The 22,468-nt window shown below is 71.3% G+C and carries 21 protein-coding genes and 1 tRNA gene; 9 read left to right on the plus strand and 13 right to left on the minus strand.

Translation table 11 applies throughout. The annotated features are described in order from the left end of the window. Positions 1–10 precede the first annotated feature (10 nt). Entirely contained in the window at positions 11–1,273 is a 1,263-nt protein-coding gene (gene cysC / locus AB0C27_RS39025) for an adenylyl-sulfate kinase (RefSeq protein WP_357855165.1), read from the plus strand. Beyond that, positions 1,270–2,157, plus strand: coding sequence for a sulfite exporter TauE/SafE family protein (locus tag AB0C27_RS39030; protein WP_357855168.1), 888 nt, complete (start codon positions 1,270–1,272; stop codon positions 2,155–2,157). The genes cysC and AB0C27_RS39030 overlap by 4 nt, the downstream gene beginning before the upstream one ends. Here the strand turns inward: AB0C27_RS39030 and AB0C27_RS39035 are convergent. Next, positions 2,102–3,181 (minus strand): hypothetical protein, encoded by a 1,080-nt coding sequence (locus tag AB0C27_RS39035; RefSeq protein WP_357855171.1) that lies wholly within the window; start codon positions 3,179–3,181, stop codon positions 2,102–2,104. The genes AB0C27_RS39030 and AB0C27_RS39035 overlap by 56 nt on opposite strands. Before the next feature lie 227 nt (positions 3,182–3,408). Here AB0C27_RS39035 and AB0C27_RS39040 point away from each other — a divergent pair, with 227 nt between their 5' ends. Genes AB0C27_RS39040 through AB0C27_RS39065 form a run of 6 tightly spaced genes read left to right on the plus strand, consistent with a single transcriptional unit; the run spans position 3,409 to position 9,838 of the window. Beyond that, positions 3,409–4,701: a Wzz/FepE/Etk N-terminal domain-containing protein gene (locus AB0C27_RS39040; RefSeq protein ID WP_357855174.1), complete on the plus strand. Its 1,293-nt coding sequence runs from the start codon at positions 3,409–3,411 to the stop codon at positions 4,699–4,701. Beyond that, positions 4,698–5,963 carry a hypothetical protein gene (locus AB0C27_RS39045; RefSeq protein ID WP_357855177.1) on the plus strand — a complete coding sequence of 422 codons (1,266 nt, stop codon included), beginning with the start codon at positions 4,698–4,700 and terminating at the stop codon, positions 5,961–5,963. Before AB0C27_RS39040 ends, AB0C27_RS39045 begins: the two co-directional genes overlap by 4 nt. Continuing rightward, a complete protein-coding gene (locus AB0C27_RS39050; protein WP_357855180.1) occupies positions 5,960–6,856 on the plus strand; it encodes a hypothetical protein in 897 nt (298 codons plus the stop codon). The genes AB0C27_RS39045 and AB0C27_RS39050 overlap by 4 nt, the downstream gene beginning before the upstream one ends. Positions 6,857–6,861: 5 nt before the next feature. Continuing rightward, positions 6,862–7,707, plus strand: coding sequence for a sulfotransferase domain-containing protein (locus AB0C27_RS39055; protein ID WP_357855545.1), 846 nt, complete (start codon positions 6,862–6,864; stop codon positions 7,705–7,707). Further along, entirely contained in the window at positions 7,695–8,948 is a 1,254-nt protein-coding gene (locus AB0C27_RS39060) for a lipopolysaccharide biosynthesis protein (RefSeq protein ID WP_357855182.1), read from the plus strand. Before AB0C27_RS39055 ends, AB0C27_RS39060 begins: the two co-directional genes overlap by 13 nt. Then, complete coding sequence (locus tag AB0C27_RS39065) at positions 8,945–9,838, plus strand: sulfotransferase (RefSeq protein ID WP_357855185.1); 894 nt, start codon at positions 8,945–8,947, stop codon at positions 9,836–9,838. The genes AB0C27_RS39060 and AB0C27_RS39065 overlap by 4 nt, the downstream gene beginning before the upstream one ends. A gap of 5 nt (positions 9,839–9,843) precedes the next feature. Here the strand turns inward: AB0C27_RS39065 and AB0C27_RS39070 are convergent, their stop codons facing one another. The 12 genes from AB0C27_RS39070 to AB0C27_RS39125 all read right to left on the minus strand — a co-directional run bounded on the left by AB0C27_RS39070 (position 9,844) and on the right by AB0C27_RS39125 (position 21,223). After that, on the minus strand, positions 9,844–10,647 hold the full coding sequence (locus AB0C27_RS39070) for a WecB/TagA/CpsF family glycosyltransferase (RefSeq protein WP_357855188.1): 804 nt from the start codon (positions 10,645–10,647) through the stop codon (positions 9,844–9,846). A gap of 89 nt (positions 10,648–10,736) precedes the next feature. Beyond that, positions 10,737–11,669: a glycosyltransferase gene (locus AB0C27_RS39075; RefSeq protein WP_357855191.1), complete on the minus strand. Its 933-nt coding sequence runs from the start codon at positions 11,667–11,669 to the stop codon at positions 10,737–10,739. Continuing rightward, entirely contained in the window at positions 11,666–12,559 is an 894-nt protein-coding gene (locus tag AB0C27_RS39080) for a sulfotransferase (protein ID WP_357855194.1), read from the minus strand. The genes AB0C27_RS39075 and AB0C27_RS39080 overlap by 4 nt, the downstream gene beginning before the upstream one ends. Before the next feature lie 90 nt (positions 12,560–12,649). Further along, positions 12,650–14,017, minus strand: coding sequence for a sulfate adenylyltransferase subunit CysN (cysN, locus tag AB0C27_RS39085; RefSeq protein WP_357855197.1), 1,368 nt, complete (start codon positions 14,015–14,017; stop codon positions 12,650–12,652). Further along, a complete protein-coding gene (cysD, locus tag AB0C27_RS39090) occupies positions 13,968–14,882 on the minus strand; it encodes a sulfate adenylyltransferase subunit CysD (RefSeq protein ID WP_346108859.1) in 915 nt (304 codons plus the stop codon). The genes cysN and cysD overlap by 50 nt, the downstream gene beginning before the upstream one ends. A 20-nt stretch (positions 14,883–14,902) precedes the next feature. Beyond that, the gene (locus tag AB0C27_RS39095) at positions 14,903–15,688 is read right to left on the minus strand and encodes a 3'(2'),5'-bisphosphate nucleotidase CysQ (protein ID WP_357855200.1); all 786 of its coding nucleotides are present in this window, start codon (positions 15,686–15,688) and stop codon (positions 14,903–14,905) included. After that, positions 15,688–17,046: a sugar transferase gene (locus tag AB0C27_RS39100; RefSeq protein WP_357855548.1), complete on the minus strand. Its 1,359-nt coding sequence runs from the start codon at positions 17,044–17,046 to the stop codon at positions 15,688–15,690. Before AB0C27_RS39100 ends, AB0C27_RS39095 begins: the two co-directional genes overlap by 1 nt. A gap of 193 nt (positions 17,047–17,239) precedes the next feature. Continuing rightward, on the minus strand, positions 17,240–17,824 hold the full coding sequence (gene pth, locus AB0C27_RS39105; protein WP_357855203.1) for an aminoacyl-tRNA hydrolase: 585 nt from the start codon (positions 17,822–17,824) through the stop codon (positions 17,240–17,242). A 67-nt stretch (positions 17,825–17,891) separates the two neighbouring features. Next, positions 17,892–18,506 (minus strand): 50S ribosomal protein L25/general stress protein Ctc, encoded by a 615-nt coding sequence (locus AB0C27_RS39110; protein WP_357855206.1) that lies wholly within the window; start codon positions 18,504–18,506, stop codon positions 17,892–17,894. A 97-nt stretch (positions 18,507–18,603) separates the two neighbouring features. Beyond that, on the minus strand, positions 18,604–19,581 hold the full coding sequence (locus AB0C27_RS39115; protein WP_357855209.1) for a ribose-phosphate diphosphokinase: 978 nt from the start codon (positions 19,579–19,581) through the stop codon (positions 18,604–18,606). Then, the gene (gene glmU / locus AB0C27_RS39120; RefSeq protein ID WP_357855212.1) at positions 19,578–21,026 is read right to left on the minus strand and encodes a bifunctional UDP-N-acetylglucosamine diphosphorylase/glucosamine-1-phosphate N-acetyltransferase GlmU; all 1,449 of its coding nucleotides are present in this window, start codon (positions 21,024–21,026) and stop codon (positions 19,578–19,580) included. The genes AB0C27_RS39115 and glmU overlap by 4 nt, the downstream gene beginning before the upstream one ends. A gap of 125 nt (positions 21,027–21,151) precedes the next feature. After that, a tRNA-Gln gene (locus tag AB0C27_RS39125) sits at positions 21,152–21,223 on the minus strand. A gap of 299 nt (positions 21,224–21,522) precedes the next feature. Here AB0C27_RS39125 and AB0C27_RS39130 point away from each other — a divergent pair. Beyond that, complete coding sequence (locus tag AB0C27_RS39130) at positions 21,523–22,461, plus strand: acyl-CoA desaturase (protein ID WP_357855214.1); 939 nt, start codon at positions 21,523–21,525, stop codon at positions 22,459–22,461. Positions 22,462–22,468 lie beyond the last annotated feature (7 nt).

Genomic DNA, 22,468 nt, shown 5'->3' on the forward strand with positions numbered 1-22,468 from the left:
ATCAGTCGGTATGCTCCTTTCCTACCAATTCAATCGGAATAGTTGGGATGTAGGAACCGTGGAGTGGACCCCCGACCCGCGCGAGCTGGCCGACCTCGAACTGTTGCTGTCGGGCGCGTTCGAGCCGCTGACCGGGTTCCTCGGCCACGACGACCTGCACACCGTCCACGAGCGCGGCACCCTCGCCGACGGCACCCGCTGGCCCGCGCCGGTCACCCTCCACCTGCCCGCCGGCGTCTCACCCGGCGACGAGGTCACCCTGCTCGACCCCGAGGGCCTGCCGCTGGCCGTGCTGACCGTCACCGCCCACGAGCCCGACGGGCTCACCTCCGGGCCGATCAAGGGGCTCGGCACTCCTGAGCACGGCCCGTTCGCCCGCCTGCGGCGTACCCCTGCCCGGGTCAGGGAGGAGCTCGGCGGGCGGCCCGCGCTCGCCGTCACCATGCGCGGCCCGCTCGACGACCTCTCCGAGATCGCCGACACCGCGAAAGAGCTCGACGCGGTGATCCTCCTGCTCCCCCTCGCGTACGGCGAGCCGGGCCCCGCCCTCGTCCGCGCCGCGCTACGCGCCCAGGAACGCCTGCCCGCCGGCACCCTCGTGGTCCCCGTCCCCCTCGCGCCACGCGACGAGCCCGAGATCGACCTGGAGCTGCGCGAACACGTCGCCACCGCCTACGGCGCCACCGAACACCTGGCAGGACCCGACCCCGTGCACATCCCCGGCCCGCCCCACCGCCGCGGCCTGGTGGTCTTCTTCACCGGCCTGTCCGGCTCGGGCAAGTCCACGATCGCCCGCGGCCTGCGCGACGCGCTGCTCGAACTGGGCACCCGCACGGTGACCTACCTCGACGGCGACGTGGTGCGCCACCTGCTGTCCAAGGGCCTGACCTTCTCCAAGGCCGACCGCGACCTCAACATCCGCCGCATCGGCTTCGTCGCCGCCGAGACCGCCCGCCACGGCGGCCTGGCCATCTGCGCCCCGATCGCCCCCTACGCGGCCACCCGCGAGGAGGTGCGCGAGATGGTCGAGTCGGTCGGGGCCGACTTCCTGCTCGTGCACGTCGCCACGCCGCTGGAGGAGTGCGAGCGGCGCGACCGCAAGGGCCTGTACGCCAAGGCCCGCGCCGGCCTCATCCCCGAGTTCACCGGCGTCTCCGACCCCTACGAGGAGCCCGACGACGCCGACCTGGTGATCGACACCACCCACATCTCGATCGAGGCGGCCGTGTCCCGGGTGCTCGACACCCTGAAGGGCGGAGGGTGGGTCCGTTGATCGACTGGGCCCTGATCGCGGGCTCGTTCCTGGTCGCGATCGTGGTCGGGCTGACCGGGATGGGCGGCGGGGCCCTGATGACCCCGATGATGATGCTGTTCTTCAACGTCCCGCCGCTGGCCGCGGTCTCCAGCGACCTGGTGGCCTCGGCCGTGATGAAGCCGGTCGGCGGCGTCGTGCACCTGCGCCGGGGCACGGTCAACCTGCGGCTGGTCGGCTGGTTGTGCGCGGGCTCGGTGCCGGCGGCCTTCTGCGGGGTCTTCCTGGCCAGGGCGTTCGCGGTGACCGACGGGGTCAAGTACGCCCTCGGCGTCGCCCTGCTGCTGGCCGTGGCGGGGATGGCGGTCAAGTCCTGGCTCGCGTCCCGCCAGGAGGGCGGCGCGGCGAGCCCACGGGAGATCGTCGTGCGCCCAATTCCGACCCTACTGGTCGGTATGGTGGGCGGCGTGGTCGTGGGCGTCTCCTCCGTGGGCTCGGGATCCCTGATCATCGTGGCCCTGCTCGTCCTCTACCCGGCACTCAAGGCCAACCAGCTCGTCGGCACCGATCTGGTGCAGGCCGTGCCGCTGGTCGTCTCCGCCGCGCTCGGCCACCTGCTGTTCGGCGACTTCCGGATGGACCTCACGGTGTCGCTGCTCATCGGCTCGATCCCGGGCGTCTACCTGGGCGCCAGGATCTCCTCGCGGGCGCCGGGCGGCCTGATCAGAGCCCTGCTGGCGATCGTCCTGCTCGCCTCCGCGCTCAAGCTCCTCGGCGCGGGCGACGCGCTCACCGTCGGTGCGCTGGCGGCGGCGACGCTCGTGACCGTCACCGGCTGGAGGTTGCGGGTCAGGGCCGCGGCACGGGCGTCGAGCGGAAGTACGGATCTCGAGCCAGCTCGCTGAACGCCTTGTCGGCCCCCGAGTCGGAGTCGAAGCTGGTGTCGCCGCGCGGGGCCTGCGGGGAGTCGAAGTAGAGCAGCGCCTTGATCTGCGGATACCGCTGGATCTGGGTGCGTACGGACTCGAAGAATCTTCGCTTGAACGCCCGGTCGCGCGGCCGCTCGAACACCCCCCACTCCGCCACCATGACCGGTTTGCCGGGGAAGCGCGCCTGCATCCACCGGTAGAAGCCGGGCCACTGCGGATATTCCTTGCGCGTCTTGTTGACGAGCCCGTCGAAGTCCTGGACGCGGTCGTCGGCGTAGGGGTCCATCGCCACCCAGTCGACCACGTCGTCACCGGGGTAGAGGTCCTCGAACCAGGTCTCGGCCGCCCAGTTGGGCGCCCCCATGTACGTCATGACGACGACGGCGTTCCGCACGCCCCCGGCCCGCAGCCGCAGCACGACGTGGCGGAACATGGCGGCGTAGTCGGTGGCCTGCATGCCCGACCCCGACGACGGATCGACGTCGTTCTCGGGCTCGTGGTGCAGGGTGAGGAAGAACCGCTCGGGGAAGGTGCGCCGCAGGTGGGCGGCCAGCCGGTCGATCCTGGCGTCGAGCGCGCCGCCGGCGATCTCGGCCCAGGTCCGGTCGAGCGACGGCTTCCAGTTGATCATGAGCAGCCGCGGCCTGGCGGGATCGCGGGCCAGCCGCACCTCGGCCCCGGTGGGGAACAACTCGCCGCCCCGGTGATAGACGTGCACCACGTCGGCCGCCACGCCCATGCGCGACTCGGCCCCGTGCAGCGCCTGCTCCACCGGCGCACCGGTGAACACCTCGGGCGCCATCCCCCACCACGCGCCGCACGACGGGATGAGCCTGGAGGTGGCGGTGCAGGCGGGCGAGCCCGCCTCCTTCACCGCGGGCGCCCCGGCCGGCGGCACCGCGCGTGAGCCCTCGGCACTGGAGCAGGCGGTCAGTGCCGCGACCGCGGCCAGGATGACGCCGCGGAATGTTGCGTTTCGCGAAATTCCCCGTAGCTGCAAAGCCTTCCAACCCCTTCGTCGAACGACCCCCGCCTGTCACACCTGAACCTTGCCATGTCATTCCTGGAACTTCAGCCAGTGTGGAAGTCTCTCCAGTTCATAGCCGCGAGGTGACGTTCCAAATTTCCCGAAATTTCCATTTATCGGGAGGCTTCTATATGGCCTTTCCGGAGAAAATCTTGAGTATTCAGCCGGGCCAATTACCGGCCCGCCTATAGTGGGCGCTCATGAGCTCCGGCACCGACCTGGACGAGCATCTGTCGCTGCTGCGCAGGCGGTGGCTGCTCCTGGTGGGCTGCGTGGTCGTCGGCGGCACCGCGGGCCTCGCGCTCATGCGCTTCGTCCCGCCCGCCTACACCGCCACCACGCAGGTGCTGGTCATGCCCGTCGGCCCGCAGGAGCAGGCCAACCAGGTGACCAGCCGCCAGCGCGAGGCGCTCAACCTCGACACCGAGGCCCAGGTCGCGCAGTCGGCCGTGGTCGCGGCCAGGGCGGCCAGAGAGCTGGGCGCCGACGTGCTCGAACCGGCCGAGGTCTCCGTGCCGCCCAACTCGGCGGTGTTGTGGATCTCGGTGACCGCCGCCGACCCCACCGCCGCGGCCGCGCGGTCCAGGGCCTACGCGCGGGCCTACCTCGCCAACCGGCGCGAGAGCGCGCTCACCTCCATGGCCGAGCAGCAGGAAGCGGTGCTGAGCAAGCTCAAGCAGGTCAACGCCGGCATCGACACGGTGATCAAGCAGCTCGGCACGCTGCCCAAGGGCGGCGCGGAGCACGCCATCGCCGCGCAGCGCCAGGGCGTGCTCAACCGGCAGGCGGCCAACCTGGCGCTCAAGTACGACGCGCTCAGGACCGTCGCCGTGACCCCCGGCTCCGTCATCAGCCAGGCCGTCCCGCCCGCCGAGCCCAGCTCCCCCAGCCTGCCGCTGCACCTCGGCACCGGGCTGATGGCCGGGCTGCTGATCGGCTCGGCCGCCGCCTACGCCCGCGACCGCCTCGACACGCGGCTGCGGACCGCCGCCGACGTCGAACGCCTCACCGGCCTGCCCGTGCTCAGCGACCTGTCGGGCCCGCGCGAGCACGGCACGCTGCACGAGCTGGCCGGCGCCGTGGTCTCCGCCTGCCCGGGCAAGCGGCTGCTGGTCAAGGCACTGCCCGCCGACCTGTACGCCTCCGCCCTGGCCGAGCCGCTGTCGATCAGCGCACCGCTGGTCGTGCTCGACGGCACCGACGTACGCGACCTGTCCAGGGCCGACGCCGCCGTGCTGCTGGTGGGGCTCGGCCTGGTGCGGGCCGGGGAGGTCACCGCCACCGTGACCCGGCTCGCCCGGCACGACGTTCCCGTCATCGGCGTGGTGACGGCCACCGACGCGGTGCCGTCGTTCGTACCCCTGCTGGAGCCGCTCCCGCACACCCCGCTCGGCAAGCTCGTCGCGACCGGCGAGCTGGAGCCGGGCACCGCGGCCGAGACCACCCCCATGCAGGCCCTCCACCACCCGCGGCGGCCGGGTCATCCGACGTGACGACGGCCGCGTGGCCCATCGCGGCGCTGCTGGTGGGCTACCCGATCTGGTGGGCCCTCGGGTTCGGCGGGCTGTCGGTGATCGTGCTGGCCGGGCCCATGGCGGTGCTGCTGTGGCGGCGCCGCCCGATCAGGGTGCCCCGGGGGTTCGGGCTGTGGGCGCTGCTGCTGGCCGGCTACCTGATCAGCGCGCTGATGCTGGCCGAGACGCCGCCGGGCACGTACGGCGAGCTCGGCGCCGGCCGGATCATCGGCTACGGCATGCGCCTGGGGCTCTACTGCTCGGCCCTGATCATGGTGCTCTACCTGGGCAACCTCACCGAGCGGGAGCTGCCGCAGCTGCGCCTGGTGCGCATGCTGGGCGTGCTGTTCGTCACCACGGTCGCGGGCGGGCTGCTCGGCGTGTTCCTCCCCGCCTTCTCCTTCACCTCGCCGCTGGAGCTGGTGCTGCCCGAGTGGATCAGCGGCAACTCGTTCGTGCGCAACCTCATCCATCCCACCGCCGCCCAGACGCAGAAGGTGCTCGGCTTCGCCATGCCCAGGCCGGAGGCGCCGTACGAGTGGGCCAACGCCTGGGGCAGCAACGCCTCGGTGCTGCTGGTCTGGTTCGTGGTCGGCTGGTGGGTGCACGGCAGGACGCGGCACCGGGTGTTCGTCGCGGTCGTGCTGGCCCTGGCCGCCATCCCGATCGTGTACTCGCTCAACCGCGGCCTGTGGATCGGGCTCGGCCTGGCCGTGCTGTACGTGATCGTCCGGGTCGGAGGGCGGACCAGGGTCGCGCTCTGCGGCGCGGTGGTGGCGGCGGCGCTGGCGTTCACGCTCAGCCCGCTGGCGGGCCTGGTCACGCAGCGGCTGGACCGGCCCCACTCCAACGACATCCGCGCCTTCACGATCTCCGCGACCCTCGCCGCCGCCGGTCACTCGCCCGTCATCGGCTACGGCAACACCCGCAACGCCCTGGGCAGCCACCGCTCGATCACCACGGGCAAGACCGGCTGGTGCGACACCTGCGGGCATCCGCCGCTGGGCAGCGACGGGCAACTCTGGCTGCTGATCATCACGCAGGGGTTCACGGGGGCGGCCCTCTACGTGGCGTTCTTCCTGGGGGCGATCCGCCGCCACTGGCGCGACCGCAGCCCCGTCGGGCTGGCCGGGGTGCTCGTGATGGGGCTGGTGCTGCTCTACATGTTCGTCTACGACGGCCTGGTCACGCCGCTCAGCCTGTATCTCGTCTCGTTCGCCCTCCTGTGGAGGAACTCATGAACGACTCCGCCGTCCGTCTCGGCTACCTGGAGGAGACCGTGCGGCTGCTGTATCCGGGGGGCGGTCCCGCGCGGGCGTACACGCTGCTGCCGCACGCCCGCGTGCCGCGCAGGCTGGCGCCGCGCCGCTGGTGGCACATGGGGGCGCGGATCGCGGTGCCGGTCGAGGACTCCATCACCACGTACCTGAGCGAGGTGTTCGAGCGGCCGGTGGAGACCGTTCTTCACGTACGTCCCGCGCTGCGGGCCAACCGCAAGCCCGTCCTGGAGGCCCGCTCCGGCGGGCGGCGGCTGGCGTTCGTGAAGATCGGCGACACCGCGCGGGCCCGCGCGCTGGTCACGGCCGAGGCGGCGGCGCTGCGCCGGCTGGCCGGGCTGGCCCTCGACACCGTCACCGTCCCCACGGTGCTGCACCACGGCGACTGGCGCGGCCTGTCGGTGCTGGCCCTGTCACCGCTGCCGGTGCGGCGCGGCCGGGTCCCCGAGCGGCTGCTGCTGGACGCGATCAAGGAGATCGCCGGCACCGGCGGCCCGCGCCCGGCCTGGCACGGCGACTTCTCCCCGTGGAACCTCGGCAACGCCCCCGACGGCCGGCTGCTGGTGTGGGACTGGGAGCGGTACGAGATCGGCGTCCCCTACGGGTTCGACGCCGTGCACCACCTCTTCCAGCGGGCGCTGCGCAGGATGGCGCCGCCGGTCGCGGCCCGCGCGTGCGTGGCCCGCTCCGTACGAACGCTCGCGCCCCTCGGACTGGCCGCCGCGGCGGCCAAGCAGACCGCCATGCGCTACCTCATCGCCCTGGCCGACCGGCACGCCGCCGACGGCCACACCCCGCTCGGGCCGCCGGAGTCCTGGCTCAACCCGGCCGTCGACCACGAGGAGCTGCTCACGTGAAGACCATGAAGCGATCGGTGCTGTCGTTGTCGCTGGCCACCGGCCGGTTCACCTCGGGGGCCCGCCTGCTGCCGTCGTTCCTGATCACGGGCGCGCAGCGGTGCGGCACCACGTCGCTCTACCGCGCCCTGGCCCAGCATCCGCTGCTGCTCAAGCCGGTGCTGCGCAAGGGGGTGCACTACTTCGACGTCGGCTACGAGCACGGCCTGAACTGGTATCAGTCGCACTTCCCGCTGCGGATGAGCGCGGCCCTGCTCGGCCACCGGTACGGCAGCCGCGCCCACGCCTACGAGTCCTCTCCCTACTACCTGTTCCACCCGCTGGCCGGCGAGCGCATCGCCGCCGACCTGCCCGGCGTCAAGCTGATCGTGCTGGTCCGCGACCCGGTCGAACGGGCCTGCTCCGCCCACGCCCACGAGCTGGCCAGGGGCTTCGAGACGGAGTCGCACTTCGAGCGGGCTCTGGAGCTCGAGCCGGAGCGCCTGGCCGGGGCCGACGACCTGCTCAGGGAGTCCCCGTACGCGCTGCACCACTCCCACCGCCACCACGCCTACCTGGCCAGGGGCCGCTACGCCGACCAGCTCGACCGGCTGGAGCCGCTGATCGGCCACCAGCGCATCCTCGTGCTCGACAGCCACCGCTTCTTCACCGATCCCGAGGCGGCCTACGATCGGGTGCTGGAGTTCCTGCGGGTGCCGCACGTGGGCTATCCCGTGTTCGAGCGGCACAACGGGCGCTCGCTGCCGCGCCGGGTGCCGAAGGAGCTCGCCCGGTCTCTGCGGGAGCACTTCGCGCCGTACGACGCGCGGCTGACGCGCTGGCTGGGCGGTGAGCCCTCGTGGCGGCGGTGACCTTCCGCAGAGGGCTGGCCGGGGTCAGCGGGGCCGCTTTCAGCGCGCTCGCCCAGTTCGTCCTCGTGGTGGTGGTGACCAGGGCGTATCCGGCGGCCGAGGCTGGCGGGTTCTTCACCGCGACCGCGCTCGCGCTCATGGTGGCGGGCGTCGCCAAGCTGGACGCGGGCAACGGGCTCATCTACTTCATCGCGCGGGCCAGGACGTACGGCTATCGCGGCATCTCCGGCTACCTGCGGGCGGCGCTCGTGCCCTGCGTGCTGGTGGCGGCGGGGGCGGCGGTCGTGCTGTACCCGCGCATCGGGCCGCTGGCGGCGCTGCTGCCCGTCATGGTGGTGGTGGACGTGCTGCTGGCCGCCACCCGGGGGTTCGGGTCGCTGCGGCCCACCGTGCTGCTGGACGGGATGCTGGTGCCGGCCTGCCAGCTCGTGCTAGTGGCCGCTCTGGCGCTGGCCGGGACGCCGGCCTCGTGGCTGCCGGTGGCGTGGGGGGCTCCGTACCTGCCCGCGCTGGTGCTGGCCGCGGCCGGGCTGCGGGGGCGGGCGCCGCGCACGGCGTACCTGCCGGGGACCGGGAGGGACCTGTGGCGCTACACCGCGCCGCGCTCGGCCGCCGGCGCCATCCAGGCGGTGTTCCAGCGGATGGACATCGTCATCGTGGCCGTGCTCGCCGGGCCCGCGCCGGCCGCCGTCTACACGGCCGCGACCCGGTTCAAGGTGGTCGGGCAACTGGCCAACCAGGGGCTGGCACAGGCGGTGCAGACCGGGCTGGTCAGAGCGCTGGCCGCGGGCGAGCGGGAGCGGGCCGGGGAGCTGTACCAGGCGGCCACCGTCTGGCTGGTGCTGCTCACCTGGCCGGTGTGGCTGGCCTACGCGGGGCTCGCGCCGTGGGTGCTGCGGCTGTTCGGGCCCTCGTACGGCTCCGCCGTGCCCGTGGCACTGGTGCTGGCCGGGACGATGATGGTGGCCACCGCGTGCGGGATGGTGGACGTCGTCCTGACCGCCGCCGGACATACCGGCACGAGCCTGCTCAACCTGCTGGCCGCCGTCGGCTGCACCGTGCTGCTCGACCTGGCGCTGGTCCCGGCCCACGGCGCGCTCGGAGCGGTGGCCGGCTGGTCGGGGGGCGTGCTGGTGAAGAACCTGCTCCCCCTGTGGCAACTGCACCGCCGCTACGGGCTGCACCCCTTCGGCCGCCACACCCTCGCGGCCCTGCGCGTACGCGGCTGGGCGGCGGCATGACGGTGCTGGTGACGGGCCTGCCGCGGAGCGGGACGAGCTGGACGGGCAAGATGCTCGCCGCCGGCGGCGACCTGGTCTACGTCAACGAGCCGCTCAACCCCCAGCACCCTCCCGGCCGCTGCCCCGGGGTGCTGTCCGCCCAGGTCACGCACCGGTTCCAGTACATCTGCGACGACAACTCCGACCTCTGGCTGCCCGCCTTCCGCGACACGGCGGCCCTGCGGTACCGGTGGCTGGCCGAGTTGCGTGCGAACCGGTCCCCGTACGATCTGGCGCGCCTGCTCCGCTACGGCACCGCCTTCACCCTCGGCCGCCTGGCCGGGCGGAGGGCGCTGCTCGACGACCCGTTCGCGGTGCTGAGCGCGGGCTGGTTCGCGCGCCGGCTCGGCTGCCGGGTCATCGCCCTCGTACGGGATCCGGTGTCGTTCGTGGCCAGCTGGGAGCGGCTGGGCTGGACGGTGTACTTCCACGAGCTGCTCGAACAGCCGCTGCTCGTCCGCGACCATCCCGAGCTGCTGGAGCTGCGCTCGCTCGTCGGCTCCCAGGACCGGCTGGCCAAGGCGGCGGCGCTGTGGCGGGTGACCAGGGCGATCCTGGAGCGCACGCCGGGCATCCTGGTCACGTCGTACGAGTCGCTGGCCGCCGACCCGGTGCCCGCCTTCCGGCGCCTGTACGCGTACGCCGGGCTGCCCTGGACCCCCGCCGCCGAACGCCGCATCACCAGGGCCTGCTGCCACGAGGCGGGCGAGGGCGCGGGCTCCGGCTTCGCCTGGTCCGGTTTGTCGCGTACGGCCTACCGCCCGATGGATTCCCGCCGTGCCCTGTCGGAGGGCCCCCGCGGCCTCACCCCGGACCAGGCCACCCGCATCCGCGCCCTGACGGGGACCTGAGCCTGCTACGGCGAGCTGAGTCGCTCCGGGCGGCGGCGGCTCGGCGTGAGGAGATGGCGAGGGTGTCTCAGTGCGCGGAGGCCGCTTCTGAGGCGGACTGTCAAGCAGCCGGTGAGCAGGCCCGCCGCGAACGGCAGGTCGTCGATCAGGTAGCGGCGCGCCAGCCGCCCCGGCTCGGTGAGAAGCCGGAACGCCCACTCCAGCCCGGCCCGCCGCAGCCACTCAGGAGCCCTGGCCACCGTGCCCGCGGCGAAGGCGATGGCCGCCCCGCAGCCCACGAACCACGCCTGCGGCAGCTCTTCCCGCAGGGAGGCGATGAGCCGGTCCTGGCGAGGGAAGCCGAGGCCGACGAAGACGATCCTGGGCCGGGCGGCGACCACCTTGCGGCGGGCGCGGTCGATCCCTTCGGGGGTGGCGTCGAAGCGGTAGGGCGGCGCGTCGACCCCGCACACCCGTAACCCGGAGTGACGCCGCCTGAGCGCGCCGGCCGCCTTCCTGGCCACACCGGGCGGGCCGCCGAGCAGGTAGACGGGCCAGCCACGGCGGGCGGCGAGCCCGCTCAGCGACCAGATGAGATCGGCCCCCGTGACCCGTTCCGGCACGGGCGTGCCGAGCAGCCTGGCGGCCCACACCAACGGCATCCCGTCGGGAACGACGAGCTCGGCCGAGCACACCAGCCGCTGGAGCTTGGGGTCTGCGGCGACAGCACGGCAGATGTCCACATTCGGGGTGACAATCCGCCCGCCCCGGCCGACCTCCAGATCCGCGGCCACCCGCTCAACGACCTCCGCCTCCGTCAACGCATCCACCCCCACCCCACCCACGACCACCCGCCCGTCGCCAGACCGCCGCCGCGACGCCTCACCACTCCCCTGCGGCTCGTCGCCCTGGGGCGGGATCAAATGCCGTGTCCGCGGGTGTGCAGGGCCGACAGCACCGTGGGCGCGGAGACGAGCCCGGCCGCCACCGCGAGCGCGATCGGGGCGCGTGGCTCGCGGGGCCGGGTGGCGAAGGCGCGGGCGGCCCAGCGGACGGCCGCTCGCCGTCGCCCGAGGGCGGCGTGGCCGAACGCCAGCTGACCGTAGACCCGCGCCGCGCCGCACGGGTCCACGGCCAGTTCCGGATGCCGGGCGAGCATCCACTCCAGCCCGGCGATGCGGTCCGCCCACCGGGCGGCGTAGTGGGACCCGGCCCAGCGCACGAGCACAAGCGGCCGGTCGATGTGGACGAGCGGCCGCCGCTTGGCGGCGCGTAGCGCCAGGTCCCAGTCTTCGTTCTGTCCGGCGGGGGCGCTCTCGTCGGGCCGGAGCTCGCCGCGCCGGAACAGAAAGGTCGATGAGTGCACCATCACCATCCGCGACCGGATCAGGTCGGCCGCGGTCACCACGGAGGCGCCGGCGAGACGGGCCACGCGACGGCCGCGGTGCTCCACCTCGATGCCGCAGCTGGCGAACTCGCCGCCGCCGTCACGCAGGGCGCGGATCTGGGCGGTGAGCTTGCCGGGCAGCCACACGTCATCGTCGTCGCAGAAGGCGATCAGCTCGGTGTCACAGGCGTCGATGCCGGTGTTACGCGCACCGGGAAGTCCAGGGGTGCGCGTGTTGCCCAGAACGCGCACCGTCCGCTCCGCCCCGCCCGATCGCCCAGCCAGTCGCTCGTCCGGCAGCCCGGCCAGTTGCCCCGTCACCTCATGGGCGCTGACGCCGTCCGCCACCACGACCACGTCGAGCCGCCCGGCATGCTCCTGGCCGAGCACGGCGGCCACGGCCTCGCGCAGCGGCCCCCGGCGGTCGCCCCGGGTCGGGACGATCACCCCCACCGAGGGCGTCACGCCGCCCCCCGATACCCGTAACGCGCCCGCAGCGGCCACGTCAGGGCGCTGACCACGCGCCGGTCCGCCTCGGGCAGCCGCGCCCGCCACATGTCATCGCGGCACAGCACGATCTGCCCCACGTGAAAGCGCATCGGATTGCCCGAGACCGTGTGGGAGTGGCCGAGCCAGGCGGTGCGTCCGTGCAGGAAGGGCAGCTCGGGCTCGGGCAGCCCGAGCTGGAACGCCAGCGCCCGCAGGGTGTCGCCGGGCGCGGCGACCAGGTCCTCGTACCGGATCCTGGTCACGCGGGCCCTGCGCATGGGCAGGAGCGAGAGCGCGGCGTTCTGCGCCGTCCAGTGGACGGCGGTGCGGGCCGGGCTCCAGCGGGTCATCGGCCGCCCGTCCTCGGGCCGCCGCACGGTCCTGCTCCAGGAGTGGGCCACCGCGCGGGGATCGCGCACCACGTGCACGATCTTCAGGTCGACGCCGCCGGCGATCAGGCAGCGGGCCAGCGAGGCGTGCTTGCTGGAGTCGACGACGACCGGCGCGCCGGTCGCGTCGTAGAGCTGCCGGTACGCCCGCACGTACTCGGCCAGATCGGGATGGCCGATCCGGGGGATTCTGCGGGTGCGGTCGATCCTAGTTCTCAGTCTCAGGATCCGTTCTGCCGACCCTCGCGTCCAGCCACCAAAGGCGCGCTCCCCCACGAAGCGCCAAAATGGACACGAAGGGAAGGACGCACCGCACCCGCAGAGCTCTTCCGCGAGAACCCCGCGCTCCCACAGGTGCACCACCTCGCCGAGCGCCACCACGCCGGGAAGCTCACCGAGGAGCCGCTCCAGCAGCGTGGTGCCGCTGCGTCCGAGGCCGCCCAGGTAGATCACCTGGGCGTGCGTGCTGTCTGTCACGGGGCAGGGCCTTCGCGTCGTCGACTACCGAACGCGACGACCTTAGCGCGCAGGGTAATCGGCGGGTATGGAAAACCCCAAAAGATCTACCTAGCTGGCGTCCATGATCATGCCGGCGCCGACGGTGCCGTTCGTGGCCTCGTCCACGAGGATGAAACCGCCGGTCAGCCGGTTACGGGCATAGTCGTCCACGAACATCGGCTGGGTGACCCGCAGCGACACGCGCCCGATCTCGTTGAGGCCGAGCGAGGTCGCCTCCTCGTCCCTGTGCAGGGTGTTGACGTCGAGCCGGTAGTGCAGGTCACGCACCATGGCGCGGGCTGTACGGGTCGTGTGCTTGATCGTCAGCTTCGAGCGCGGCGTCAGCTTGACCGCGTCGGCCATCCAGCAGACCATCGCCTGCAGCTCCTGCGCGACCTGCGGCTGGTTGTTGGGCCTGGCGATCATGTCGCCGCGCGAGATGTCGAGGTCGTCCTCGAAGCGCAGCGTCACCGACATGGGCGGGAACGCCTCCTCCACCGGCCCGTCGAAGGTGTCGATGGAGGCGATCCGCGTGGTCAGGCCCGAGGGCAGGTGGACGACCTCGTCGCCGGGCTTGAGCACGCCGCCGGCCACCTGGCCCGCGTAGCCGCGGTAGTCGTGGAAGGCGTGGTCGGTGGCCCGCTGCGGGCGGATCACGTACTGGACGGGGAAGCGCACGTCGACCAGGTTGCGGTCGGAGGCGATGTGCACGTTCTCCAGGTGGTGCAGCAGCGAGGTGCCGAGGTACCAGGGCATGTTCTCCGAACGGGAGACCACGTTGTCGCCGTTGAGCGCGGAGATCGGGATGAAGGTCAGGTCGGTGACGTTCAGCTTGGACGCGAACGCCGTGAACTCCTCCCTGATCTCCTCGAAGCGCTCACGCGAGTAGCCGACCAGGTCCATCTTGTTGACGGCCAGCACCAGGTGCGGGACGCGCAGCAGCGAGGTCAGGAACGCGTGCCTGCGCGACTGCTCCAGCACGCCCTTGCGCGCGTCGATGAGGATGATCGCCAGGTCGGCCGTGGAGGCGCCGGTGACCATGTTCCTCGTGTACTGGATGTGGCCGGGCGTGTCGGCGATGATGAACTTGCGGCGCGGCGTCGCGAAATAGCGGTACGCCACGTCGATCGTGATGCCCTGCTCCCGCTCGGCCCGCAGGCCGTCGGTCAGCAGCGACAGGTCGGTGTATTCGGTGCCCCGGTCGCGCGAGGTGCGTTCGACGGCTTCGAGCTGGTCCTCGAAGATCGCCTTGGAGTCGAAGAGCAACCGTCCGATGAGGGTGGACTTGCCGTCGTCGACGCTTCCCGCCGTGGCAAAGCGAAGGATGTCCATTAGCTGTGACCTTCGAAAGTAGACGCCGTCTGAATGACTGGTACGGACGGTTCCATCAGAAGTAGCCCTCGCGTTTCCGGTCCTCCATGGCGGCCTCGGAGGCACGGTCGTCGGCCCTGGTGGCGCCGCGCTCGGTGATCCGGGTGGCCGCGATCTCCTCGATGATCTCCTCCACCGTGGCGGCCGAGGACTGCACGGCGCCCGTGCAGGTCATGTCGCCCACCGTGCGGTAGCGCACCACCGACTCGAACAGCGGCTCGTCGTCGCCGCGCTGTACGACGTCGGAGTCGGGCAGCAGCATGCCGTCGCGCTCGAAGACCTTGCGGGTGTGGGCGAAGTAGATGGAGGGGATCTCGATGCCCTCGCGCCTGATGTAGTCCCAGACGTCGAGCTCGGTCCAGTTGGACAGCGGGAAGACGCGGATGTGCTCGCCCTTGCGGATGCGCGAGTTGTAGAGGTTCCACAGCTCGGGGCGCTGGTTCTTCGGATCCCACTGCCCGAAGTCGTCGCGGAAGGAGAACACCCGCTCCTTGGCCCTGGCCTTCTCCTCGTCGCGCCGCGCGCCGCCGAACACCGCGTCGAACTCGTGCTCCTCGATCGCGTCGAGCAGCGTGGTGGTCTGCAGGCGGTTGCGCGAGGCGCGCCGCCCGGTGTCCTCCACAACCCGGCCCTGGTCGATGGAGTCCTGCACGCTGGCCACGATCAGCCGCGCGCCCAGCTCGGCCGAGCGGCGGTCGCGGAACTCGATGACCTCGTCGAAGTTGTGGCCGGTGTCGACGTGCATGAGCGGGAACGGGATCGGCGCGGGCCAGAAGGCCTTCTCCGCGATGCGGAGCATCACGATCGAGTCCTTGCCTCCGGAGAAGAGCAGACACGGACGCTCGAACTCGGCCGCCACTTCGCGCATGATGTGGATGGCCTCTGCTTCGAGCACGTCGAGCTGCGACGTCGTGTAGTCGCGCTGGAGCATGGGAGCTTTCCTCCGGCGGTTCAGCGGTGCAGGTCCCGGATGCCGGCGAGCAGGGATGTCGCCAGCTCCGGTAGGGAAACCAGGATATCCGGTAGTGATGGGTCGGCTTGGTTGTAGGTGAGCTCGGAGCCGTCGATCCGGCTCGCGTGAGCCCCGGCGGCCTGGGCGACGGCGACCGGCGCGGCCGAATCCCACTCGTACTGGCCACCGGCGTGTACGTACGCCTCGACCTCTCCGGTGAGCACGGCCGAGATCTTCGCGCCGGCCGACCCGATGGGCACGAGGTCGGCCCCGACGAGGTAGGCCAGCTTGCGCACGAACTCGGGCGGCCTGGTGCGGCTCACCGCGATGCGGAAGCGGCCCTTCTCGAAGGCGGGCGGCTTCGGCGGCTCGGCGGTGGTCAGGGTGCGGCCCTGGGCGGGCAGCGCCACGGCGCCGGCGGCCAGCCTGCCCCGCTCCCACAGCGCCACGTGGACCGCCCAGTCGGCCCGGCCCACCTCTTCGTCCTCGGTCAGCCGCTCGGAGAACTCGCGCGTGCCGTCGAGGGGATCGACGATCCAGACCCGCTCGGCGCTCAGCCGGCGCGGATCGAGCCGCTCCTCGCGCGTGGCCTCCTCCGACAGCACGCTGTCGCTGGGCCGCAGCCGGCCGAGGGACTCCATGAGGTAGACGTGGGAGGCCCGGTCACCCTCCGCCCGCAGCGCGGCCGCGTCACCGTAGCCCATGCGCTCGCGGATCCGCAGCAGCCGCTCGCCCGCCTCGTTCGCCAGATCGGCGGCGAGGGCGTGGTCGTCGCGAATCGTCATCAATATGCTCCTTGCCCGCGGGCGACGGCCGACCAAGTCTTCCACAGGATCTGTAGGTCCAAGGTGAGGGACCAGTTCTCGACGTAACGCAGGTCCAGACGTACGGATTCCTCCCACGATAGGTCAGATCTGCCACTGACCTGCCACAGCCCGGTCAGCCCAGGGCGTACGAGGAGTCGTCTGCGCACGTCGTCACCGTAGCGCGCCACCTCTTCCGGCAGTGGCGGCCGGGGGCCCACGAGCGACATGTGGCCGCGTACGACGTTGAGGAGCTGAGGCAGCTCGTCGAGCGAGTGGCGGCGCATCAGCGAGCCGAGCGGCGTGACCCGGGGGTCGTTGCGCAGCTTGAACAGCAGCCCGTCGCGGTCGCTGACCAGGGTCACCTTCTGCTGCTCAGAACCGCGGCGCATCGTGCGGAACTTCACGATCGTGAACAGCCGGCCGTCCCTGCCCACCCGAGTCTGGCGGAACAGCGCGGGCCCCGGGCTGGTCAGGCGCACGGCCGCGGCCAGCCCGGCCAGCGCCGGGGCCAGCAGCACCAGCAGGGCGGCGGCCACCAGCCGGTCGAAGACGTTTTTCACCAGTTGCCTGACCCCGGCCAGCTCGGGGTGATCGACGTGCAGCAGCGGCATGCCGGCGATGGGCCTGATCATGGTGCGCGGCCCGGCCACGTCCATCAGCGCCGGGGCGACGACCAGCTCGGTGCGGGTGCGCTCCAGCCGCCAGGCCAGCCGGCGCAGCGCCTGGCCGTCCATCTCGGGGCAGGCCAGCACGGCCACGGTGTCGGCGTCGTACTGCTCCACCACGATCGGCACGTCGGTGAGGTCGCCCGCGACCGGGACGTCCGCCACCCGCCGGCCCACGTGCCCGCCGGGCAGGCAGGCGGCGACCACGTCCATGCCGTGGTGGCGTTCGCGGCGGAAGAGCCGGATCAGCTCCTCGATCGAGGACTCGTGACCGGCCGCGACCACCTTGCGCATGCAGGCGCCCGCGGCGCGGCGGCGGTGCAGCGAGCGGCGCAGGGCGTACCTGAAGACGAGGGTGAACAGCGTGACCAGGGGCAGGGCCAGCACGACGTAGCCGCGGGCGACGTCGGTCTTGGTCACGTAGGAGCCGATGGCCGTGCCGGCCACCAGCGCCACGCCGGTCTGCACGATCCGGCGGAACTCCTCGGAACCGACGCCGAGCATGCGCGGCTCGTACGCCCGGTTGAGCGCCACCGCGCAGCACCACACCCCCGGCAGCACCATGCTGACCAGCAGGTACGGCAGCACGTAAGGCGTGATCCCGCCGAATCTGACGGTGAAGGCGGCCCCGGCCCCGATCGCCGCCCCGCACAGGTCTCCCGCCACGGCCATCAGCCGGTAGGAGCGGACCCAGGAGAGCGTGCGCGGCCGGTCTCCCCAGCCGAGCTCATGACCCGTCCTGACGACGGCCATGACCCCATCACCGCGCACGCCTGCCTCCAGGTGACCAACCTCTCCTGAACGGACAGTCACCGATCGTAGCCGTGCGTAAGGCCGCGATCCGGCGAACGGCTCTATGCGGGGATCAGCGAGGAGGGCCGGATATGTGCAGATCAGCCCGGTGGAAGTCGTTCTGTGTGGCCTCCAGGCCGCGGGTCATCAGCGACTCCACCACGTCGGCGGCCCGGTCGACCAGGAAGGGCAGGTCCTTGCGCTCCATGGTGGCGAAGTCTCTGAGCACGAACGAGGCCGGGTCCATGCGGCCGGGCGGGCGCCCGATGCCGAAGCGGACACGCAGGTAGTCGCGGGTGCCGAGCACCTTGGTGATCGACTTGAGGCCGTTGTGGCCGTTGTCGCCGCCGCCCGGCTTGGCCCGCAGCGCGCCGTAGGGCACGTCGAGCTCGTCGTGGACGACGATCAGCCGCTCGGGGCCGATCTTGTAGAAGTCGCAGAGCGCCTTGACGGGCCCGCCGGACAGGTTCATGTACGTCAGGGGCTTGGCCAGAACGGCGGTGCTCGTCTCGCACACCTCGGCCCTGATCTTGTGGGCCTTCATCCGCCCGCCGGCCCTGGCGGCCAGCTCGTCCAGCACCATGAAGCCGGCGTTGTGCCGGTTGCCCGCGTATTCGGGCCCTGGGTTACCCAGTCCGGCGATCAACCAGCGATCCATGCGCTCCCCTCACAGCGGAACGGGACGGCTCGAATCCGGCCGCCCCGTCCACGATCGAACCCGACGCTTACTCGCTGTCGGCGGCCTGCGCGGTCTCGCCCTCGGCGGCCACTTCGCCGCCTTCCTCGCCCTCGGCGGGAGCCTCCATCGGCTTGTTGATGACCTGGAGGATCACGGCCTCGGGGTCGGCGGTCAGCGTGCTGCCCTGCGGCAGCTTGAGCTGGGCGGCGGTGACCACGGTGCCGACCGTGAGGCCCTCGACGTCGACCTCGATGCCGGTCGGGATGTGGGTAGCCTCGGCCTCCACGCCGATGGAGACGAGCTGCTGGTCGAGCAGGCCCTCGGAGTTGACGTCGCCGGTCGTGGTGACCGGGATCTCGACCGTGACCTTCTCGCCGCTCCGGACCAGGAGCAGGTCGACGTGCTCGACGAAGCCCTTGATCGGGTCGCGCTGGACGCCCTTGGGCAGCGCGAGCTCGTCGACGCCCTCACCCTTGAGGCGGATCAGCACGTTGGGCGTGCGCAGCGCGAGCAGCACCTCGTGGCCCGGCAGGGTCAGGTGCTTGGGGTCGATGCCGTGCCCGTAGAGAACGGCGGGCACCTTGTCGGCACGGCGGATCTTGCGGGCGGCGCCCTTGCCGAACGTGGTGCGCGGCTCGGCGGCGATGCGAACTTCAGACACGACATCTCCTAGGGATGCGGTAGGCGGCTGGTGCGGCGCTCTCCCTGACCCGCCCTAGCGGGAGGCGTTACGAGCGCAACCTGTTCAGTCTACTGGCTCACGTGTCGCCCTCGAACAAGCTCGTGACCGAACCGTCCTGGAACACCTCGGTGATCGCGCGGGCGATGAGCGGCGCGATGGACAGCACGGTGAGCTTGTCGAACTTGGCGCTCTCGGCCAGCGGCAGCGTGTTGGTGACGATGACCTCGGAGATCCGGGAGTTCTTCAGCCGGTCGACGGCGGGGTCGGAGAAGACCGCGTGGGTGGCGGCCACGATCACGTTGGTGGCGCCCTGGTCGTAGAGGGCATCGGCGGCCTTGCAGATGGTGCCGGCGGTGTCGATCATGTCGTCGATGAGGACGCAGGTGCGGCCGCGCACCTTGCCGACGACCTCGCTGACCTTGACCGAGTTGGCCACGTCGAGGTCGCGCCGCTTGTGGATGAACGCCAGCGGCGTGCCCAGCGTGTCGGCCCAGCGCTCCGACAGGCGCACCCGGCCGGTGTCGGGCGAGACGACGGTGGTGTTCTCCAGGTCGAGCTTGTTCTTGAGGTAGCTCTCCAGCACCGGCATGGCGAACAGGTGGTCGACCGGGCCGTCGAAGAAGCCCTGGATCTGGGAGGTGTGCAGGTCGATCGACATGAGCCGGTCGGCGCCCGCGGTCTTGAACAGGTCGGCCATCAGCCGGGCCGTGATGGGCTCGCGGCCGCGGCCCTTCTTGTCCTGGCGGGCGTAGCCGAAGAACGGCATGACCACGGTGATGCGCTTGGCGGAGGCCCGCTTGAGCGCGTCGACCATGATGAGTTGTTCCATGATCCACTTGTTGATCGGCCCGGTGTGGCTCTGGATGACGAAGGCGTCGCAGCCGCGTACGGACTCCAGATAGCGGGCGTAGATCTCGCCGTTGGCGAAGTCGATGAGTTTGGTGGGGGTGAGGGAGACGCCGACGTGCTCGGCGACCTCGTCGGCCAGCTCCGGATGTGCCCGGCCCGAGAAGAGCATGAGGTTCTTCTCACCGGGCTGTTTGATGCTGGTCACTGCTCTTTCTCCTGATCTTGCCCGGCCAGCGCCCGCTCGGCGGCCGCGGCCGATTTCGTGCCCGCGCGCCTGCGCACGACCCATTTCTCGATGTTGCGCTGCCGTGCGCGGGCCACGCCGATGGCGCCCGGGGGGACGTCGTCGGTGATGGTCGAGCCCGCCGCCGTGTAGGCGCCGTCGCCGACGGTCACCGGGGCGACGAGCATGGTGTCGCAGCCGACGAACGCGCCGTCGCGCACGGTGGTGTGGTGCTTGTCGACCCCGTCGTAGTTGACGAAGACGGTGGAGGCGCCGATGTTGACGTCGTCGCCGATGGTGGCGTCTCCCGCATAGGACAGGTGCGGCACCTTGGAGCGCTGGCCGACCTTGGTGTTCTTCATCTCGACGAAGGTCCCGGCCTTGGACCTGTGACCCAGCACGGTGCCGGGGCGCAGGTAGGCGTAGGGGCCGACGTTGGCCTCCGGGCCGATCTCGGCGTGGTCGCAGACCGCGTTGCGGACCACGGCGCCCTGCCCGACGAACGTGTCGGTCAGCGTGGTCGCGGGGCCGACCTCGGCGCCGGACTCGATGACCGTGGCGCCGTGGAGCTGGGTGGCGGGGTGGACGACCGCGTCGGGGCCGATCTTGACCCCGACGTCGATCCAGGTGGAGTCGGGGTCGACGATCGTGACCCCGGCCCGCATGTGGGCCTCAAGCAGGCGCCGGTTGAGCACCTTGCGGACGGCGGCCAGCTGCACGCGGTCGTTGACGCCCTCGACCTCGACGAAGTCGGCGGCCACGCAGGCGCCGACCCGGTGGCCGTCGCGGCGCAGGATGGCGAGGACGTCGGTCAGGTATTCCTCGCCCTGGGCGTTGTCGGTGGACACGCGCTTGACGGCGTCGGCGAGCAGCAGGCCGTCGAAGGCGTAGATGCCGGAGTTCATCTCCCTGATGGCACGCTGCTCCGGATCGGCGTCCTTCTCCTCGACGATCTCCAGGACCGCGCCGGCGTCGTCGCGGATGATCCGCCCGTAGCCGGTCGGGTCGGGCACCTCGGCCGTCAGCACGGTGACCGCGTTGCCCTCGGCGGCGTGCCGTTCGAGCAGCCCGGCCAGGGTCTCGGTGCGCAGGAGCGGCACGTCGCCGTAGGTGACCAGGACGGTGCCGGAGATCGTGCCGACCTCTTCGAGCACGGTGCGGACGGCGTGGCCGGTGCCGCGCTGCTCGCGCTGGACGACCGCGCGGGCGTCGGGGCTGCTCGCGGCGAGATGGCCGCCGACCTGCTCAAGGGCGTGGCCGATGACCACGATGAGCCGCTCGGGGTCGAGGTCGCGGGCGGCGGAGAGCATGTGGTCGACCAGTGCTCGGCCGCACACCTCGTGGAGGACTTTCGGGGTCTGGCTCTTCATCCGGGTGCCCTCGCCCGCGGCGAGGACGATCACGGCTGCCGGGCGCGGCACACTCACGGACTGAGGCTCCTGTGGCTGGAAGGATCAGGGCTCTGCGGTACGTCTACCGCACCGCTACCCTCCCGACACCGTGAGGATACCTGGCCCCACCCCGGAGATTTCGCGGGGGGAACACCTCAGAGCTCCCGGAAGAGGACTCGAACCCCTACAAAGTGGACCAAAACCACTTGTCCTGCCGATTAGACGATCCGGGACGGGCCGAACACGTGATGTCCGACACCCCCTACGATACCGACCCCGCGGCCTGGCGCGCGCCCGTAATAGCCTCCCGCCCGCGCAACGTAGCGCATCCGCCCTGCTGACAGGGGTTTCGGAGCGGGCGTCCTTATAACAGACCGTCCGAAACGGCGCAAGCCACGAACCCCACGCACCTTGCCGGAAGCGCCGTCATCTTCCCGATATTCCCAACTTAGGTCTTCCTAACTTACGCTGGCGTAGGTTACGGTGGCGTAGCCTGGACATACATCCACATACACGTCGTTGGAGGTCGCCAGTGACCGTTATCGCCGAGCGTTCAGCCTCTTCCCCGAAACCGGAGTTCGAAGCGGAGCCGAAGTCCAAGTCCGAGCTCATCACCTTCGGACTGGTCGTCGGGCTGCCCATCGTCGCGCTCGCCGCGGCCGTGCCGTTCGCGTGGGGATGGGGGCTCGGCTGGACGGACATCGCCATCGCGTTCGTCTTCTACGTGGTCTCCGGACTCGGTGTCACGGTGGGGCTGCACCGCTACTTCACGCACGGCTCGTTCAAGGCCAAGCGGCCGCTGAAGATCGCGCTGGGCATCGCCGGCACCCTGTCGCTGGAGATGTCCGTGCTCGACTGGGTGGCCACGCACCGCAAGCACCACAAGTTCTCCGACAAGGAGGGTGACCCGCACTCGCCGTGGCGCTTCGGCCCTGGCTTCAAGAACATGGCCAAGGGCCTGCTCTACGCCCACATGGGCTGGCTGTTCGAGAGCGAGCGCACCAACAGGGAGAAGTACGCCCCCGACCTGTGCCGGGACGACGACGTGCTGAAGATGCACAAGTGGTTCGGCGCCATGGCGCTCGCCTCGATCCTGCTGCCCGGCGTGCTCGGCCTGCTGCTCACCTGGTCCTGGCAGGGCGGCCTGACCGCGCTGTTCTGGGGCTCGCTCATCCGCATCGGCCTGCTGCACCACGTGACCTGGTCGATCAACTCGATCTGCCACGTCTTCGGCGAGGAGGACTTCCAGGTCCGCGACAAGTCGCGCAACGTGTGGTGGCTGGCCATCCCCTCCTTCGGCGAGTCGTGGCACAACCTGCACCACTCCGACCCGACCTGCGCCAGGCACGGCGTGCTCAAGGGTCAGATCGACCTGAGCGCGGGCCTGATCAGGATCTTCGAGAAGCTGGGCTGGGTATATGACGTGCGCTGGCCGACGCCTGAGCGCCTGGCGGCGAAGCGCGTTGCCTGACCCTGCC

This window comes from Nonomuraea sp. NPDC048882 (assembly GCF_040649755.1).
GTDB classification, from domain to species: Bacteria; Actinomycetota; Actinomycetes; order Streptosporangiales; family Streptosporangiaceae; genus Nonomuraea; species Nonomuraea maheshkhaliensis.

What these genes read in the sequence shown, in the direction of transcription:
- pth (WP_357855203.1), bottom strand. Translation starts at nt 17,824, where the DNA reads ATGGATCGCTGGTTGATCGCCGGACTGGGTAACCCAGGGCCCGAATAC.
- AB0C27_RS39065 (WP_357855185.1), top strand. Translation starts at nt 8,945, where the DNA reads ATGACGGTGCTGGTGACGGGCCTGCCGCGGAGCGGGACGAGCTGGACG.
- AB0C27_RS39095 (WP_357855200.1), bottom strand. Translation starts at nt 15,688, where the DNA reads ATGACGATTCGCGACGACCACGCCCTCGCCGCCGATCTGGCGAACGAG.
- AB0C27_RS39100 (WP_357855548.1), bottom strand. Translation starts at nt 17,046, where the DNA reads ATGGCCGTGGCGGGAGACCTGTGCGGGGCGGCGATCGGGGCCGGGGCC.
- AB0C27_RS39050 (WP_357855180.1), top strand. Translation starts at nt 5,960, where the DNA reads ATGAACGACTCCGCCGTCCGTCTCGGCTACCTGGAGGAGACCGTGCGG.
- cysD (WP_346108859.1), bottom strand. Translation starts at nt 14,882, where the DNA reads ATGCTCCAGCGCGACTACACGACGTCGCAGCTCGACGTGCTCGAAGCA.
- cysC (WP_357855165.1), top strand. Translation starts at nt 11, where the DNA reads ATGCTCCTTTCCTACCAATTCAATCGGAATAGTTGGGATGTAGGAACC.
- AB0C27_RS39040 (WP_357855174.1), top strand. Translation starts at nt 3,409, where the DNA reads ATGAGCTCCGGCACCGACCTGGACGAGCATCTGTCGCTGCTGCGCAGG.
- AB0C27_RS39055 (WP_357855545.1), top strand. Translation starts at nt 6,862, where the DNA reads ATGAAGCGATCGGTGCTGTCGTTGTCGCTGGCCACCGGCCGGTTCACC.